Source organism: Selenomonas sp. oral taxon 149 str. 67H29BP, assembly GCF_000146365.1.
GTDB lineage: Bacteria > Bacillota > Negativicutes > Selenomonadales > Selenomonadaceae > Centipeda > Centipeda felix.
In genome coordinates this window covers 169,170-186,411 of the sequence record NZ_GL397087.1, presented here as the reverse complement: position 1 = coordinate 186,411, position 17,242 = coordinate 169,170, and the positions used below count along the sequence as shown (strand labels likewise).

General features: G+C 46.4%; 15 protein-coding genes. 9 read left to right on the top strand and 6 right to left on the bottom strand.

The features are described 5' to 3' along the window. The first annotated feature begins 102 nt into the window (after positions 1-102). The 9 genes from hisG (at position 103) to HMPREF9166_RS00900 (ending at position 8,204) form a co-directional block, all read left to right on the top strand. Positions 103-768 carry an ATP phosphoribosyltransferase gene (gene hisG, locus HMPREF9166_RS00940; protein ID WP_009442159.1) on the top strand — a complete coding sequence of 222 codons (666 nt, stop codon included), beginning with the start codon at positions 103-105 and terminating at the stop codon, positions 766-768. After that, entirely contained in the window at positions 765-2,111 is a 1,347-nt protein-coding gene (gene hisD / locus HMPREF9166_RS00935) for a histidinol dehydrogenase (protein WP_009442158.1), read from the top strand. The genes hisG and hisD overlap by 4 nt, the downstream gene beginning before the upstream one ends. Further along, positions 2,105-3,169: a histidinol-phosphate transaminase gene (gene hisC, locus HMPREF9166_RS00930; RefSeq protein ID WP_009442157.1), complete on the top strand. Its 1,065-nt coding sequence runs from the start codon at positions 2,105-2,107 to the stop codon at positions 3,167-3,169. Before hisD ends, hisC begins: the two co-directional genes overlap by 7 nt. Beyond that, complete coding sequence (hisB, locus tag HMPREF9166_RS00925) at positions 3,166-3,765, top strand: imidazoleglycerol-phosphate dehydratase HisB (RefSeq protein ID WP_009442156.1); 600 nt, start codon at positions 3,166-3,168, stop codon at positions 3,763-3,765. The genes hisC and hisB overlap by 4 nt, the downstream gene beginning before the upstream one ends. Positions 3,766-3,774: 9 nt before the next feature. Next, positions 3,775-4,386: an imidazole glycerol phosphate synthase subunit HisH gene (hisH, locus tag HMPREF9166_RS00920; RefSeq protein ID WP_009442155.1), complete on the top strand. Its 612-nt coding sequence runs from the start codon at positions 3,775-3,777 to the stop codon at positions 4,384-4,386. Positions 4,387-4,400: 14 nt separating this feature from the next. Continuing rightward, on the top strand, positions 4,401-5,123 hold the full coding sequence (gene hisA, locus HMPREF9166_RS00915; RefSeq protein WP_009442154.1) for a 1-(5-phosphoribosyl)-5-[(5-phosphoribosylamino)methylideneamino]imidazole-4-carboxamide isomerase: 723 nt from the start codon (positions 4,401-4,403) through the stop codon (positions 5,121-5,123). Positions 5,124-5,159: 36 nt separating this feature from the next. Then, positions 5,160-5,927, top strand: a complete 768-nt coding sequence (gene hisF, locus HMPREF9166_RS00910) for an imidazole glycerol phosphate synthase subunit HisF (protein WP_009442153.1) — start codon at positions 5,160-5,162, stop codon at positions 5,925-5,927. After that, positions 5,927-6,631, top strand: coding sequence for a bifunctional phosphoribosyl-AMP cyclohydrolase/phosphoribosyl-ATP diphosphatase HisIE (hisIE, locus tag HMPREF9166_RS00905; RefSeq protein ID WP_039981499.1), 705 nt, complete (start codon positions 5,927-5,929; stop codon positions 6,629-6,631). Before hisF ends, hisIE begins: the two co-directional genes overlap by 1 nt. 184 nt (positions 6,632-6,815) lie before the next feature. Further along, on the top strand, positions 6,816-8,204 hold the full coding sequence (locus HMPREF9166_RS00900) for a pyruvate carboxylase subunit B (protein ID WP_006689472.1): 1,389 nt from the start codon (positions 6,816-6,818) through the stop codon (positions 8,202-8,204). 50 nt (positions 8,205-8,254) lie between these two features. Here HMPREF9166_RS00900 and HMPREF9166_RS00895 read toward each other — a convergent pair whose 3' ends face one another. The 6 genes from HMPREF9166_RS00895 to HMPREF9166_RS00870 all read right to left on the bottom strand — a co-directional run bounded on the left by HMPREF9166_RS00895 (position 8,255) and on the right by HMPREF9166_RS00870 (position 17,165). Next, positions 8,255-9,877 carry a nucleoside kinase gene (locus HMPREF9166_RS00895; protein ID WP_009442151.1) on the bottom strand — a complete coding sequence of 541 codons (1,623 nt, stop codon included), beginning with the start codon at positions 9,875-9,877 and terminating at the stop codon, positions 8,255-8,257. 54 nt (positions 9,878-9,931) lie between these two features. Then, positions 9,932-10,930: an inorganic phosphate transporter gene (locus HMPREF9166_RS00890; RefSeq protein WP_009442150.1), complete on the bottom strand. Its 999-nt coding sequence runs from the start codon at positions 10,928-10,930 to the stop codon at positions 9,932-9,934. Continuing rightward, on the bottom strand, positions 10,923-11,549 hold the full coding sequence (locus HMPREF9166_RS00885) for a DUF47 domain-containing protein (protein ID WP_009442149.1): 627 nt from the start codon (positions 11,547-11,549) through the stop codon (positions 10,923-10,925). Before HMPREF9166_RS00885 ends, HMPREF9166_RS00890 begins: the two co-directional genes overlap by 8 nt. A gap of 109 nt (positions 11,550-11,658) precedes the next feature. Continuing rightward, positions 11,659-13,827 (bottom strand): ATP-dependent RecD-like DNA helicase, encoded by a 2,169-nt coding sequence (locus HMPREF9166_RS00880; protein WP_039980780.1) that lies wholly within the window; start codon positions 13,825-13,827, stop codon positions 11,659-11,661. Beyond that, entirely contained in the window at positions 13,805-15,733 is a 1,929-nt protein-coding gene (locus tag HMPREF9166_RS00875; RefSeq protein ID WP_009442147.1) for an ABC-F family ATP-binding cassette domain-containing protein, read from the bottom strand. Before HMPREF9166_RS00875 ends, HMPREF9166_RS00880 begins: the two co-directional genes overlap by 23 nt. 1 nt (position 15,734) lies before the next feature. After that, positions 15,735-17,165, bottom strand: a complete 1,431-nt coding sequence (locus tag HMPREF9166_RS00870; protein WP_009442146.1) for an LCP family protein — start codon at positions 17,163-17,165, stop codon at positions 15,735-15,737. Between the last annotated feature and the right edge of the window lie 77 nt (positions 17,166-17,242).

The window sequence follows — 17,242 nt, the reverse complement described above, 5'->3', positions numbered from 1 at the left end:
CCCCGGAAAAATCCTTTTTTAAGCATTGACCATCATGAATTTAAGTGCTAGTATGTGCTCATATTAGTTCTTTAATGGACTAAAGGATTGGAGCTGTTTTCTATGGAAAATTACATGAATGATTATTTGACGATAGCTTTGCCAAAAGGGAAATTGTTTACCATCTCTAAGAATCTTCTTCATCGTGTTGGACTTTCAGCGGATCACCTGAGTGAAAAATCTCGTAAACTTGTCATCGAAAATGGAGATCTAAAGGTACGATTTATCATTGCCAAAACATCGGATGTTCCGACCTATGTCGAATATGGCGCTGCGGATATCGGAATCATAGGGAAGGATGTTCTGCTGGAATCCCCAAAAGATGTGTATGAAATTTTGGATCTTGGCTTTGGAAAATGTCATTTGATGATGGCTGTTCCCCAAAAGGAAAAGCGTCGACGTTTGCTCGATTACTCCTATACAAGAGTCGCAACCAAATACCCTCATATTGCAGAAAGTTTTTTTGCAAGGCAGGGGATGCAGATGGAGTACATCAAGTTAAACGGCTCCATTGAACTCGGTCCCATTGTTGGGCTGTCCGAGAGCATCGTAGATATTGTTGAAACGGGAACGACGCTGGCAGAAAACGATCTGGAAGAGATCGCACACATCTTGGATGTGAGTGCACGCCTTATTGTCAACCGCGTGAGCTTCAAACTGAAATTTCATCGAATCAATGAGATTGTCAATAACCTGAGACCAATCATAGAGAGTGGGGAAATCCTATGAAGATAATTTCTGTTGCTGATGTCGGAATAAAAGAGGCTGAATTACAGCTCACGAAAAAAGCCTTTGACGAAATTGAGCTGGGGGCGTCCATGCGGGCGAAGAATCAAGAGATTTTCGGCGAAGACCTGACCGCAAGTGAATTGGTTCATCGCATTGTTCGTGATGTACGTAGTGGGGGGGATCAAACACTTCTTCGTTATACTAAATTACTGGATGGTCTTGACCTAAACAGCAAGGACATTATGGTGTCTGAATCAGAGTTACAGGCGGCAGCGGATCAGGTGGATGCAGCCGTTCTTGCTTCACTGGAGCGGGCAGCAAAGAATATCTTCGCCTTTCACGAAGAACAAAAGCCGAAATCGTGGATGACCTATCGCGCCCATGGATCGATCTTGGGGCAGGAAGTGATTCCACTCTCGCGTGTTGGAATTTATGTTCCGGGAGGGACGGCGGCGTATCCGTCATCTGTGCTCATGAACGCCATACCTGCCATTGTCGCTGGCGTTGATGACATTATTATGTCAGTTCCGACCAAAGGCGGCATTCTCAATCCATATGTATTGGCCGCAGCACACATGCTTGGCATCAAGAAAATATTCAGAGTTGGCGGCGCACAAGCCATTGCCGCTATGGCATACGGAACAGAAAGTATCCCTCGTGTCGATAAAATCACGGGTCCTGGGAATCTTTTTGTCACCTTGGCGAAGAAAGAAGTATACGGGCATGTAGATATCGATATGCTCGCGGGCCCCAGTGAAATTCTGATTCTAGCGGATGCGGAGGCTTCTCCAAAATATATTGCGGCAGATATGCTCAGCCAGGCCGAACATGACCCTCTGGCATCCAGCATCTTAATCACCGATAGCGCGGACTTGGCATCGAACGTTCACTGTGAAATACAAGATCAGCTGCAGAGTCTGCCGCGCAGGGAGACTGCGTCTGCTTCACTGGAACGCAACGGACGCATCATCGTGACGGAAAATATTCAGCAATCCGTTCATCTTGCGAACTATTCTGGACCTGAACATATTGAACTTCTCGTAAAGGATGCCTTTCACTTACTTCCAGAGATCCGATGTGCAGGCGCCGTCTTTGTTGGCGCGTATTCTCCGGAGCCATTGGGGGATTATTTCGCAGGACCGAATCATGTCCTTCCGACAGGAGGAACAGCGCGGTTTTATTCCGTCCTCAATGTAGAAACCTTTATGAAGCGAACCAGCATCATATCTTATACGAAAAAAGCGCTTGATGAAGTGAGTGATGACATCATCCGTCTGGCAGAAACAGAGGGGCTGGAAGCCCATGCAAGAGCCATTCGGACAAGGAGAGACAATATATGTTGAACTACCGAAACGGATTGGATCGCATGCCATCCTATGACACGACAGAACAGGATTGGAAGATCAAAGTAAATGCCAATGAATCGAACCTTGGACTTCCTCCATTGGTCGAGGAACGTGTGCTTTCCCGATTATCACGCGTTACATTCCAACGCTATCCGAATCTGGAATACGATATGTTATGTGAACAGATTGGATGCGCCTACGGATTGGGGAAAGAGAACGTTATTCTTGGAAATGGATCCAGTGAGATCATTGAAAAGATATTCTATGCCTTTGGTGGTGATGCCACGCATAAGATCGTTTACCCGGCTCCTTCCTTTTCTATGTATAAAATCTATGCAGCTGCATCCGGGGCGCAGGATGTGGTTGTCCCGCTGCAAGAGGATTATTCTCTTGATGCAGATGCATTCATTCAGACCGTAAATCAAAACAATGCATCCCTTGCCGTTCTTTGTAATCCAAACAACCCCACTGGCAATGTTCTGTCGATTGAAACCATAGATTATATTGCCGGGCGAATTCGCTGCGCTTTTCTCATTGATGAGGCATACACAGAATTCTGTGATCAGAGTGCCGTTTCGCTTCTAAAAAAATATGACCACTTGATGATTGCACGTACCTTCTCCAAGGCCTATTCCTTGGCTTCGTGTCGTGTCGGCTATATGTTGGCACATCGCGATATCATTGACATGGCTGCGAAAACATATATGCCGTATCATATCAATACGTTATCCTTGACCACGGCAGACACAGTCTTTCAAATGCGCGTTGAATTTGAACCGCAGATCCAGATGATCTGCGGAGAACGTGATCGTATGCAGGAAAAATACAAACATCTGCGCGGTGTAACGGTATATCCGTCATATACTAATTTTATCCTGATTCATTATGCAGGAGCATGCGCGCTAAATGATGAATTGATCCATCAGGGAATTGGCGTGCGTAGTTTTCACAATGCACCTCGGCTGGAGGATACGCTGCGCATTTCCATGGGAAGACCCGATGAAAATGACGCCATTTTTCGCGCAATAAAAGATTATGTGGAGGCACGTACATGAGTACACGACACGCAGAGATTCATCGGACAACAGCGGAGACCGATGTCGTTGTATCCATGGAGCTCGACGGCAGCGGAACATCTCATATTGATACGGGGATTGGATTTTTTGATCACATGCTCACGCTGTTTGCTGCACATGCTCGTGTCGATTTGACTGTTACGTGTCATGGGGATATCGAGGTCGATGGACATCATACGGTGGAGGATATCGGCATCAGCATAGGTGATGCATTTCGGACAGCCATTGGAGAAAAGCGTGGTATTTCCAGATACGGTACCTTCTTCCTGCCAATGGACGAAACGTTGGCAATGGTCTCCTTGGACATCAGTGGACGTCCGTTTTTGTGTTATGACCCGGGAACTGAGCCAATGACGCCGATGATCGGAACCTATGACACAGAACTCACCGAGGAGTTTCTGCGTGCTTTTTCCACCCATGCAGGAATCACACTTCATGTGAAAATTTTATACGGAAAAAATTCACATCACCGTGTAGAAGCCGTGTTCAAAGCACTTGCACATGCACTGCGTATTGCCATAGAGAAGGACGCACGAGCAGGTGACGAGATTCCTTCCACGAAGGGGCTTCTGTAAGGAGAGTACATGATTACCGTAATAGATTATGGGGCAGGTAATTTATTTAGTGTCGAAAAAGCATTTTCGGCAATCGGAGCAGAGGTATGTGTAAGCGAAAGAGCAGAGGATCTTACATCTGCAGATAAAATTGTCCTGCCAGGCGTGGGTGCATTTGGAGACTGCATGACAAGACTCAATGCGTCGGGACTGGTTCCTTTGCTAAAAGAGCGTATTGCCGAAGGAGTACCGCTCCTTGGAATATGTGTTGGGCTTCAGATCCTATTTGAGGGCAGTGAGGAATCACCGGATGTGCAGGGGCTGGGACTACTGCGCGGACATGTGAAAAAAATCTGTGCAAAAAATGAGAAAATACCGCATATGGGCTGGAATGCCGTGCATATCGAAGAGAATTATAGGAGGAGTGGACTGCTCAAAAACATCCCGGATGCCTCTTATGTTTATTTTGTACACAGCTACCATGCGGTTCCTTCAGATCCTTCGATGATTTCATCGACATGTTGCTATGGAGAGAAGATCACCGCATCGATTGCTTCCAACCACATCATGGCAACGCAGTTTCATCCGGAAAAATCCGGGAAAATTGGGCTGGCGATGATAAGAAATTTTGCAAACTGTTGATAGGAAGGGTTTTTATGCTGATTCTCCCTGCTATTGATTTACGCGGCGGGAACTGTGTCCGCCTTGTTAAAGGAGATTTCAAACAAGAAACGATCTACAGTGAACATCCCGAAGAAATTGCTCTTCGCTGGGAAGGAGAAGGTGCAGAATTTCTTCACGTCGTCGACTTGGATGGAGCTCTTGCTGGAGAGCCGCAGAATATGGACGCGATAAAGCGTATTCTTCAGGCGGTGACAATACCCGTTGAGGTCGGAGGCGGCATACGGTCAATGGAATCGATTGATCGTCTCCTTTCCATCGGCGTTTCGCGTGTTATCTTAGGCTCTGTTGCCGTGCATAAAGAGGAACTGGTACAGGAGGCATGCAGCTCATACGGAAATCGTATCGTCGTTGGCATTGATGCGAAGAAGGGAATTGTCGCAACGGATGGATGGGAAAAATCAGGCGGCATATCGGCAGTAGAGCTTGCGAAAAAACTCGGCGCATTTGGTCTGGAGACGATCATCTATACTGATATATCACGTGATGGGACACTTTCCGGTGTGAACGTCACAGAAACGGCACATTTGGCTCGTTCCTCCGGGATCAAGGTGATTGCCTCGGGCGGAGTGAAATCCATCAGCGATATTGAGAAACTCAAGAAAAGGGAATGTGATGGCATCATCGGGGTGATTGTCGGAAAATCCATTTATGAAGGAACACTATCGCTCACTGAAGCAATTGCAGCATCGCGCTGACATATACGTGTATCTTTCGAAAGGATTGATATCATCATGCAAACAACCTTTGCAAAACGTGTCATCCCATGTCTGGATGTCAAAGACGGACGAGTTGTCAAAGGAACAAATTTTGTTGGACTAAGGGATGCAGGAGATCCTGTCGAATTAGCCAAACGATACGATGAAGAAGGTGCTGATGAAATTGTATTTCTGGACATCACAGCATCTCATGAAAAACGGAAGACGATGGATCACGTCGTCTCTAGCTGTGCGTCCGAGGTATTCATTCCGCTCACCGTTGGCGGCGGAATAAGCACCCTAGATGATATGCAGCATATACTCAAGGCGGGAGCCGATAAGACCGCAGTCAATACCGCCGGCGTAAAAAATCCAGAATTGATCCGAGAGGGTGCTTTACGATTTGGCCGTCAGTGTATTGTCGCCGCAATCGATGCACGTCGTACCGGAAGAGATACATGGGAAGTGTATATCAATGGTGGGCGTACGGCAACGGGACTTGACTGTGTAGCGTGGGCAAAGGATGCAGTACGTCTTGGAGCCGGTGAAATTCTGCTGACGAGCATGGATGCAGATGGGACAAAAAACGGCTATGATATAGAACTTACACGTGCTGTATCAGAAAGCGTTAACGTTCCTGTGATTGCTTCCGGAGGAGCAGGAACACTGCAGCATTTTTACGATGTTCTCACAAAAGGAAAAGCGGATGCTGTTCTTGCTGCGTCGCTGTTCCACTATGGTGAGTTCACGATAGAAGAGGTAAAAACATATCTTAGGTCACATGGACTGGGGGTTCGATTATGATGAATGTAGATATGTCAATGATTCAATTTGACGACCGAGGGCTGGTGCCGGCAATTGTACAGGAAGAAAACAATCAAGTCCTGATGCTGGCATATATGAATCGGGAATCGCTTGAAAAAACAATAGAGACCGGATTTGCATGGTATTACAGCCGCAGCCGCCAAAAACTATGGAAAAAAGGCGAAACATCAGGTAATGTCCAACGCGTAAAAGAAATCTCTTACGATTGTGACGGTGACACCATATTGCTGCGTGTCAAGCAGTCAGGCGTAGCGTGTCATACAGGCACCTACTCATGTTTTAGCGGCCGTAAACTCTATGACGCAGACAGTAAGAGTATTATCCCTCTAACAGAAAAAGAAGAGCATCCATTGACTGAAGTTTTGGCGTCCCTTTATCAGGTCATTCAGAGCCGACGCCTGCATCCAGTCGAAGGATCCTATACCAACTATCTATTTGATAAAGGACAGGATAAGATCCTGAAGAAACTCGCCGAAGAAACGGCAGAGACGATCATTGCCTCCAAGAATAACATTCGCGAAGATGTCCTCTATGAGATGGGAGATTTGTGGTATCACTGTCTCGTCTTGTTGGCGTATCACAACATGACGCCGGAAGATCTACTGGAAGAATTGAAGCGGAGAAACAGCGGAGGAAAATATCATAAATTTGCCGGTAAGACAGGCATACGTCCAGATATGTAACTCTTCTTTTATTCAACTATCTATAATGGTAATTATGGATAGCTGGTGAAATAAAGAAAAACTGGAGCAAAAGATATGTGAATCTTATAACTTGTCATTGACAATAACGCAATTTGAAACTATAATTTAGATATTGGGTTATATAACTATAGATTATAGTTTTAATCAAGGAGAGTGTTCTTTTATGGCAAAGAATCCGGTCAAAATTACCGAGACTGTCCTCCGCGACGGACATCAGTCGTTGGTAGCAACGCGCATGCGCATTTCGGACATGCTTCCACAGCTTGCGGCGCTTGATGCCATCGGCTACAATGCTCTTGAGGCATGGGGCGGTGCCACATTTGACACATGCCTTCGCTTCCTCGATGAGGACCCGTGGGAGCGCTTGGATATTCTGAAGAAGAATCTTAAGACGCCAATTCAGATGCTCCTTCGTGGCCAGAACCTGCTTGGATACAATCATTATTCCAACGATGTTGTTGAGAAATTTGTCCAGAAAGCATCTGCACACGGCGTCGGTGTCTTCCGCATCTTTGATGCATTGAACGATATCCGCAACCTGAGGGTTGCTATTGATTCGGCTCTGAAATGCCCGGAGAAACCGCATGTCCAGGGTTGCCTTGTATATACGATCAGCCCGGTTCACACAAACGAAAGCTTTGTTGAATTGGCTGTCGAGCTCGAGAAGATGGGATGTCATTCCGTCTGCATCAAGGACATGTCAGGCCTGCTGAAGCCATATGTTGCTGAGGATCTGGTCAAGAAGCTCAAAGCAGCGGTGAAGATCCCCATCGATCTCCATACACACTGCACCTCTGGATTTGGTCATGCAACGTATCTGAAAGCCATCGAGGCGGGTGTTGATATCATCGATACAGCACTGGCGCCCTTCTCCAGCGACACATCTCAGCCGTGTACTGAAACGATGGTTGCGATGCTGGAAGGAGAAGAGCGTGATACCGGACTTGACCGTCAGGCAATGACGCCGATCTCCAAGTACTTCCTCAAGGTAAAGCAGGATCTCATTAAGACGTTCAACCTTAAGGGATACTTTGACGTCAATCCGAACGTGTTGGATTTCCAGATTCCTGGCGGTATGCTTTCCAATCTTGCGAACCAGCTCAAAGAAGCCGGCATGGAAGACAAGTACCAGGATCTTCTCGACGAGATGCCGCGCGTACGCAAAGATGTCGGCTATCCGCCGCTCGTTACACCCTCTTCGCAGATCGTTGGAACCATGGCAACGTTTAACGTTATGAGCGGCCAGCGTTACAAGATGGTGCCGAATGAGTTCAAGGATCTTGCTCGCGGAAAATTCGGCAGAACCCCCGTTGAGGTCGATCGTAAGTTCCTGACCGATACACTTGGGATTGCTCCGGAAGATATCATCGAAGACTGCTCGATCGAAGATGCAAAGGCAAAGACATTCGCCGAGTTTAAGGAAGAACTGAAAGGAAAGGGATATCTCAATCCGACCGATGAGGATGTTCTCTCCTATGCCCTCTTCCCGCAAGTTGCAGAGGAGTTCTTCAAGGCACACTACAAGCCGATTACAGCATACGTAAAAGAATAAGCTCAGACATAAAAGAAGGTGGAACGCGACTCGTCGCGTTCCGCCTTCTTTTATTTTTCCTTGAAGAATACCGATTTTCCAATAAATTCTCGAAAGATGGAATTATTGGGGATATCATCGATGTCATGAATTTCATCGACATATTGAAGAAAACGCAGAATCAATCGCGCTTCTGTATATCCCTCTTCCCCTCTGCCTATCGCCTCTAAAAGAGGTACTGCATATTTTTTTAACACACCAATTTCATAGATCAGCGCGGAATTGAACAAAACATCGGCTTCTTCCTGAAATGGGAAAATATATTTTTCCTCCCCCGCCCTGACGTCCGGCCACTGCTTAATCGTCTTAATGGCCTTCGCACCACGAAATTGATGATCTCGAACCAATCTGCGAAGAAACCGCACATCTGTAGTCGGAATACGATTATGCGCATCAATATTCAGTTGTGTTAATGCACTAATATATATTTTGTATTTATTTTTTCGTGCTATATCGGCCGTAAGCCGTTCATTCAGGCCATGAATTCCTTCAATAATAATTGGTTGATCTTCTTTCATCAACAAGAAATTATCGTCATGCCATTCCCTCTTTCCTGTAATAAAATTGTAGTAAGGGATTTGTACCCTATGTCCATTTAAGAGTTCCAGCATATTTCGATTGAAGAGAGCCGTATCGATGGCGTCAATCGACTCATAGTCATTCTGTCCTTTTTCATTTCGAGGCGTATCCTCACGATTCAAAAAATAATCATCCAATGAGATCATAATGGGATGCAGCCCATTGACTCGAAGCTGTATCCGCAGTCTCTGAGCAAAGGATGTCTTCCCGGAAGATGATGGTCCAGCAATCAGAATGAGTCGTATATTGTTTCGATGTGAAGCGATGTGATCCGCAATTTGTCCGATACGTTTCTCCTGCAATGCTTCAGATACGCGTATAAGTTCTCCCATACGATGTTCTGTATTGATCTGATTCAGACTCGAGATATATGGGCACTCCAAGATCCTCGCCCATTCCTTCGCTTCAGAAAGAATGTGTCCAAACTTCGGCTGTTCTACACGTATTCTTATTTTCCCGTCTGTCATTTCATCTGGCGTACGTATCAATACACCGGATTGTTCCACATCTAATGCAAACTGTCCGAGGAGTTTTGTCTCTGGGAGCATCGCTCCATACAGATAATCCGGGTAGTTACAGCACGTATATATACTGATCATAGGGTGTGGAAGTGACGCAATCAGTGCAGCTTTTCCCCTATTACCGCGCGCCTGAAAGAGTTCAATTGCTTCTTGACGCGGAATACCGTGTTTAAGAATAGGCACGTTGTTTGCAATCATCCCCCGCATCTCTTGTTCGATGTCTTGAATTAATCGAGGATTGATGGATTGTCCTGGGATTTTAACTTCACAATATAGGCCTTTATTGACCGTAAACTCGGCGACGACCTCTGCTTCTTTGTTCATATTGGATACGGCCACGATAAAGAGAAAGAGGATGGAGCGCTGATAGATTCTCCATCCAAGGGCAGTATTTAGCTCGATAAATGAAATTTCATCATCATGATCATATTCTGACTGTATATCTCGTACTTCACCGTTGATTTTAGCTGCAACAATCGGACTAGAGTAATTCTGCTCTTCCTCTTGTGCAAGCTGCATCAATGTTTTTTTCATCAGAACCCTCTTCTCTCTTTACAGAAAAACCTGCCCATTGCGAGCAGGTTATCATCAGATAAAGAATGTAACAATTTTGTAGGTGATTGCCCCCATGGCGGCTGTGCATGGGATTGTCAGCACCCACGCTACTACCATTTGCTGTGCGACACCCCATCGAACGGCGTTAATGCGTTTTGCCGCTCCTACCCCCATAATGGAGCCGGAGACGACATGTGTTGTACTCACAGGAAGATGCAGCAAAGTTGCACCAAATATAATAATGGATGAGTTCAAATCCGCCGAAAAGCCTGAAATCGGCTGTAACTTAAATATCTTACCTCCGATTGTCTTAATAATGCGCCAACCGCCGACGGCCGTTCCACAAGCCATTGCAGTTGCGGCAAGGATTTTGACATAAGTGGGAACCTCGAACGCATCAATGTATCCACCGGCCAATAAGGCGAGTGTAATGATGCCCATAGACTTCTGTGCATCGTTGGAGCCGTGAGAAAATGCCATTGTAGCAGCTGATAGGATCTGCATCTTCTTGAACTTCCCATTGATGGATGTCGGACGCGAATGCCCAAACACGCGGAATAGAAGCAACATGATGATGCATCCAGAAACCATACCAACCAAAGGGGATAAAATCAACGAGAGAACAATTTTTCCGATTCCCGTGAAGTTTAATCCGTCGACGCCCGAGGACGTCATCAGAACAGCACCGATCACCCCACCGACAAGTGCATGTGAACTACTGGAAGGCATCGAAAACTTCCATGTAATCACATTCCATACGATAGAGCCGAAGAGCGCAGCAATAAGAACGTGTTCATCTACATGAGAGGCTGATTTTACGATATCTGAACCGATGGTCTTTGCCACACCGGTGCTGTACATTGCACCGAAAAAATTAAGGACCGCGGCCATAATAATGGCATGCTGCGGATGAATCGCTCTCGTGGAAACGGAAGTGGCAATTGCATTCGCTGTATCATGAAAACCATTGATAAAGTCAAATATCAAGGCCAACAGAATGACCAGAAAGATCAATAGCTGCAAATCAGGCATACTTCATTACCACTCCTCGCAGCATATCAGCAATATGTTCACAATGATCCAGCGTGTCTTCCAGCTGCTCCAGAACATCTTTCCAGCGAATGAGCTCAATCGGATCCTTCTCGTGTTCAAACAGGTAGGCAACTTCACGACGGTAGATGAGATCGCCTTCACTTTCAAAGCGTTCAATCTTGTGCGATGCGTCCAATATACCCACTTGATTTTTGCGGATGTTCCCCAAAAAGGATACCGCACGAACGATCTCCTCCGTTGCAGAGAGCAATAACTTGGTCAGGTTTACTGCTCCCGTCATTGGTTCCCCCATATGGTACATGTCGTATCGCTGTAATATTCCTTGGAGGAGATCAACGCCGTCATCGAGGTTATTTGCCAATGCGTATATGTCTTCACGATCAATCGGTGTAATGAAAGTGAGGTTCAGCTTGTCAATAATACGGTCGTTGATAGTATCTGCTTCGTGTTCAATTTTATTGATTTCTTCTACCTTAACCGCCGTCGTTTTGTAATCCTGGATGACCTCGTCCAGAATCAAAGCTCCTGCATGAAAGAATTTCGCACTTTCAAGGAATAGATCAAAGAACTCATCATCCTTCTGTTTGAAATTAAACATAAATCCAGATCCTCCCCAGGAATACATTTACTTGGAGGTACATACAGAAAAATCACACCCCAATAATATCATTATTTCAGATTGACAGCAAGCCAAAATTTGACTGTACTCAAATCCTTTCGGAGAGTCGCTCCGCGAGGAGTGTATAGCGTCGTCTTGTTCGATCATTGCTTACAGCGGTAAAGAGTGCTATGCGATCTCCTACAAGAATCACACGTTTCTTTGCGCGTGTGACAGCCGTATAGAGGAGGTTACGCTGCAGCATAATATGATGCGCACGTACAAGCGGTAAAATGACAGTACTATATTCGCTGCCCTGACTCTTGTGTACACTCATCACATAGGCGAGTGTAAGCGATGCGAACTCATCCCGTGTATACGTAACATCCACATCATCTGTGTATTGTACGATAAGTTTCTCTGTATCAATCCATACAATACGGCCAACATCACCGTTGAAAACATTTTTAGTATAGTCGTTTCGTATCTGCATGACCTTATCGCCGCTGTGAAATCCGGCGATTGACGCATTGTCTTCCGTTTCTGGGTTGAGTGCTTCCTGCAGTGTGCGGTTTAGTGCATCTACGCCACATGCTTCGCGACGCATGGGCGAAAGCACTTGCATGTCCATCACAGAGTGCCCCGCTTCGATCAACGATTGGCAAATTGATAGGACTTGTTTTGCAGCTTCCTCGGCGGATACTGCCGAAACAAAGGAGAAATCGTTTCCTGTAAATGTCGGCATAGATCCTGTGTTGATTGCGTGTGCATTGAGCGCGATTGTTCCTCTGTTATTCTGACGAAAAATCTGTGTCAGACGCACACATGGAAAAACGCCCGAACGAAGAATATCTTTTAATACCGATCCTGGCCCGACTGCCGGAAGTTGATCTGCATCTCCAACGAAGACGATGTGTGAGCCTGGAAGGACAGCGGAAAGCAGATGCTGCATAAGCACAATATCCATCATGGATACCTCATCGATGATGACAACATCTGCCTCAAGCATACATTCCGCATCACGTGCAAAATGCATATTGCCGTCTTCACGTCCTTGTGCTTCGAGCATACGATGTACAGTGGCTGCGGGAGCCCCAGTCGCTTCTGAAAGACGTTTTGCCGCACGGCCTGTTGGCGCAGCGAGAAGGATTTCCAGCCCTTGCTTTCCCATTATATCAATCATGCTTCGAATTACTGTTGTCTTTCCTGTGCCAGGGCCGCCGGTAAGTATGACAACGCCATGAAGCAGGGATGCAATCACGGCATCTCGCTGCTGCTGTGCGAGTGTTACCTCATGCTCTTCCTCCCATTTTCTGACAAGTGCTGCAGGGTTGTGAACGTGAATTGGTTCTGCCTTATGCTTGAGCATGCGGAGAAGATCCGCGGTTTCCACCTCTGCATGATACAATTGAGGCAAATAAATCAGACGCTCTCCCATTTCGTCCACGGCATAGACGCGATGCATTTTCACTTCGCGTCGGAGTACATCCATAATCTCAACATGCTCAACACCGAGGCGCTTGGTGGTATGCTCAATCAGCAGAGCCTCCGGAATGCAGCAATGCCCATTGGATGCAATTTGTGCCAGTTCAAAAAGGATGCCTGCTGCAATCCGTTCCGTTGAGTTTTTTTCCCACCCACATGCTGCAGCAATCGTATCCGCCGTGATAAACCCAATACCATCCACTTCTTGTGCCAGCTGATATGGATTTGTCTCCATCACCTTCAGAGAGAGTGAGCCATATTTTTTGAAGATACGTGCAGCATAGCCCCCAGTCACACCGTGCTCTTCCAGCCAAAGCATAATATCACGCAGTTCGCTTTGCCTAAGATAGGATGCTGTAATTTTTTCTGCCGTTTTAGGTCCAATTCCGGTAACTTCCGTTAGACGACGTGGTGTGCTCTCTATGACCTTTAGTGTGTCTGTACCAAAACGTTCAACGATGCGACGTGCCATCGCTGGGCCGATTCCTTCGATCACACCGGAAGACAAAAACCGCTCGATTCCATGTGCCGTCGTCGGTGTACTAACGCGCATTTGCACAGCTCGAAACTGTCTCCCAAAGCGAGGATGTACAAACCATGTTCCGCTTAAATGCACTTCCTGTCCGAGAAGCGGTGCGGGAAGGTTCACCGTTGCCGTACATTTTGACTGACCTTGCAGCCGCAGGCGAAAAACAGAAAATTCATCATTTGCAGCCGAAAAAATGATATGATCTACAATACCGGTTAGTCGTTCTTCCTTGTTATTGAAATCAAGATCTTGCTGAAGCTGCATCATCGACCTCCGTCAGCTGCTCCCACTTAGCATAACGCTGTATAATTTCCTGCTCCTTTTCTGCATACGCTGCAGCAACAGTACGGCTGCGTTCGGGGTCACATTGTGTTTCCGGTAAATTCATCTCATACTCCAACCCTTTTAGCTCTGCCTCCGCCATAGCGATCTCTGCTTCAGCACGTTCAATCATTTCCTGACGGCGGCTCGTAGGCAGCGTGCTTGCTGACGACTGTCTATGGGAATTGTTTTTTTGCGCAGGAGGTTGTTCTGCTTTCTTCTTTTGGGAGACATGTTCTTGCTCTTGTGGCCGTGAAGACTCCTCTTCTTTTTTCATCAAATAGTAACTGTATCCACCGAGATACTCTGTGATCGTTCCTTGGTTCAATACCAATGTGCAGTTTGCTGTCTTATCCAGAAAATAACGATCGTGAGATACGGCAATGAATGTTCCAGGGAAGGCCATAAGAGCCTCCTCTACTGCCTCACGTGCCGGGATATCCAGATGGTTCGTCGGCTCATCCAGAACGAGAAAATTAGCGCCTGTCAGCATCAGTTTCAGAAATGCGACGCGCGCCTGTTCACCACCGGACAATTCCCCAATACGCCGGAGCACATCATCTCCGTGAAAGAGAAATGCACCGAGATAGCTACGTGCAGTCTCCTCACTTAATCCGTAGGTATAGCTGATTTCATCTAGTATCGTATTATTAGGGTTAAGGCCTTCGTGCTGCTGGGAAAAATATCCGATCTTGACACGGCTGCCGATCTTGACACGGCCTTCTGCTTCACGTTCTCCCACCAGAATTTGAAGGAGTGTCGTCTTCCCTGCACCATTTTCTCCGATTAGTGCCACACCGTCTCCTTTTCGTATCAAAAGGGAGATGTGATCAAGAATACGATGCCCATCCTGATAGGAAAACGAGACATTCTCAAGTTCCGCAACACGCTGTGCGCACTCCTCCGGGGGAGCAAAGGAAAAGAATTGAAACTGTGCTGCTTCAGGCGGAAGTATGATGCGTTCCAACCGATTGAGCTGACTCTGTCTGCCGCGTGCCTGTTTGGCTTTTATCCCTGCTTTATACTTGCGAATGAATTCTTCTGTCTTACGGATATGGTCCTGTTGTTTTTCATAAGCATGCTGAAGTGCTGTGCGGCGCTCATTTTTTATGCGTATGTAATGTGTATAATTTCCTGTATACGACGTAATAGTCTGATGTTCGAGCTCGAGAATATGTGAGGCGACACGATCAAGAAAATAACGATCGTGAGAAATTAAAAGAACACCGCCTCTGTAGGAGCGGATAAATTCCTCCAGCCATTCGATCATGCCGATATCCAGATGATTGGTCGGCTCGTCTAAAAAAAGAAAATCTGGTTCACGCAAAAGTGCTTTGGCAAGACATATACGTGTTGTCTGACCACCGGAAAAATGATGAACATCCTTAGTCAAATCCGGTTCTGAAAAACCAAGACCAAATGCAACGCGCCGAATATGTCGTTCAAAATCATAACCATTCATGGACTCAAATCGATTTACAAGATTTCCATAGGCTTTGAGATCTTCTTCGCTGCTCTGTCCGGAGGAGATACGACGTTCCATCCGTTCTTTTTCTTCACGAAGTAAAATGATATCAGAGAAGGCACTGTATAATTCATTATACAGTGTTTCCGAAGAAAATACTGCCTGCTGCTCAACGTAGCCGATAGTATCGGTCGGATCGACAGACACTGTACCATCATCCGCTTCTTCCCGTCCAAGGAGAACACGCATCAGTGTTGTTTTACCGCTTCCGTTGGCGCCAACAAGACCTATTTTATTACCGCGCATAATTTCAAGGTTCACATGAGAAAAAAGTGTATGTATCCCATACGATTTTTCCAGCCCGACCGCCTTAAAACTCCCCATATTACGTTTCTCCGTCCTTGTGTTTTGGCGTTGACTGATAGTCACGCCCAATGTATATGATTGCCTGCTGTTCTCCGGCTCCCTCCACCGGCATAATAACGCATGGAAACGGCATGCCATAAAAAAGATTGACATGCGAATTCGCCGTCATGACTGCAGTTTTTGGGCGATCTGACGATCGTCCCGTCTCGACACTTGAAATCCGAAACCCTTTTGCCTGCAGAATATCTGCTACATCTGCCCCTGCCCCGTCAATTCCGCTGGAATTGACGATGAGGACGGAAATACGATCCGTTGAATCTTGGCGCTTTTCCGCGCCAGCTTCTTTTGATTCTTTTTTTTCGGCTGTACGATGTGCGCCGATCACGCGATCGCCCTCCGCCAGCAGTTCATCAGCAGAAGGAAAATTGACTTTTGCGTTGTTCTCCATCATCCTGCGCAGCCGTTCCGGCATATCGGCACGGTATTTATCGGCATCCCGTTCGGCTTCTTCGCGCATGGGGGCTGACAGCTCTCTGCCAACGCCTTCCATGAGCAGTGATCTTGACGTGACAATGTCTGGAATCCAATAGCTCACATCGCCAAGATATGCAGGGGTTCCTGCAGCCATAGCCATCGAAAGTCCATCTGCATCAATGGTTTTAAACCGTTTTGCCAGCGCAATCAACTGACGCAGAGAAAGATCGGTCTGAACAGCATTCTTTACTTCCCCTATGATGGCAGAGATGCGGGGAAGAATCTCAGGGGATATAAGACGCGTAAAAAAAACCCGCATAAAGCGTTGTTGGCGTGAAATGCGCCCAATATCCCCTTCCCCATCTCGATAACGCACATACTGAATGGCATGAGCACCATCCATGTGCTGTATGCCAGGCTGAAGGTCAATGATAAGACCGCCATTGTCGTCCCAAGGATCTTCATAATACATTCGTTTCTCTACGTCGATATCGACACCGCCGACGGCATCGACAATACGCTCAAACGCTGACGTGTCAATCAAAATATAGTGCGAGACAGGAACACCAAGCAGCTTGCGAATGGAGGCAATTGTCAGATCATGACCGCCAAATGCATACGCATGGTTGATTTTATCATATCCATAGTTTCCAATTTCAACGCGTGTGTCGCGAGGGATGGACAGCAGTGATATCCGATCTTTTTTTTCATCGACGGCGGCAAGCATCAGCGTATCACTTCGTCCAATATCGTTATCTCTGCGATCTACTCCCATGAGCAGCACATAACCGAGATCGTCGGAAACACTGGTGCCGACATCTGCATCCTTTAATGAACTGGAAAAAAAATATCCTCCTGCATAATAAATCACACACACCAGTACAAATGAAAACGTAAATATAATTCCCGCATACTTAATGAACATACGATCTGTTGTTTTCTTGTCTGATGGAGTTATTTCTGGTTCTTGTGCCATCGATTCGTAAATCTCCCTCTCCGCTTATACCAATCGGCTCCAGTATAGCAAAAACAGGCGTTCCGCGCAAATTCTCT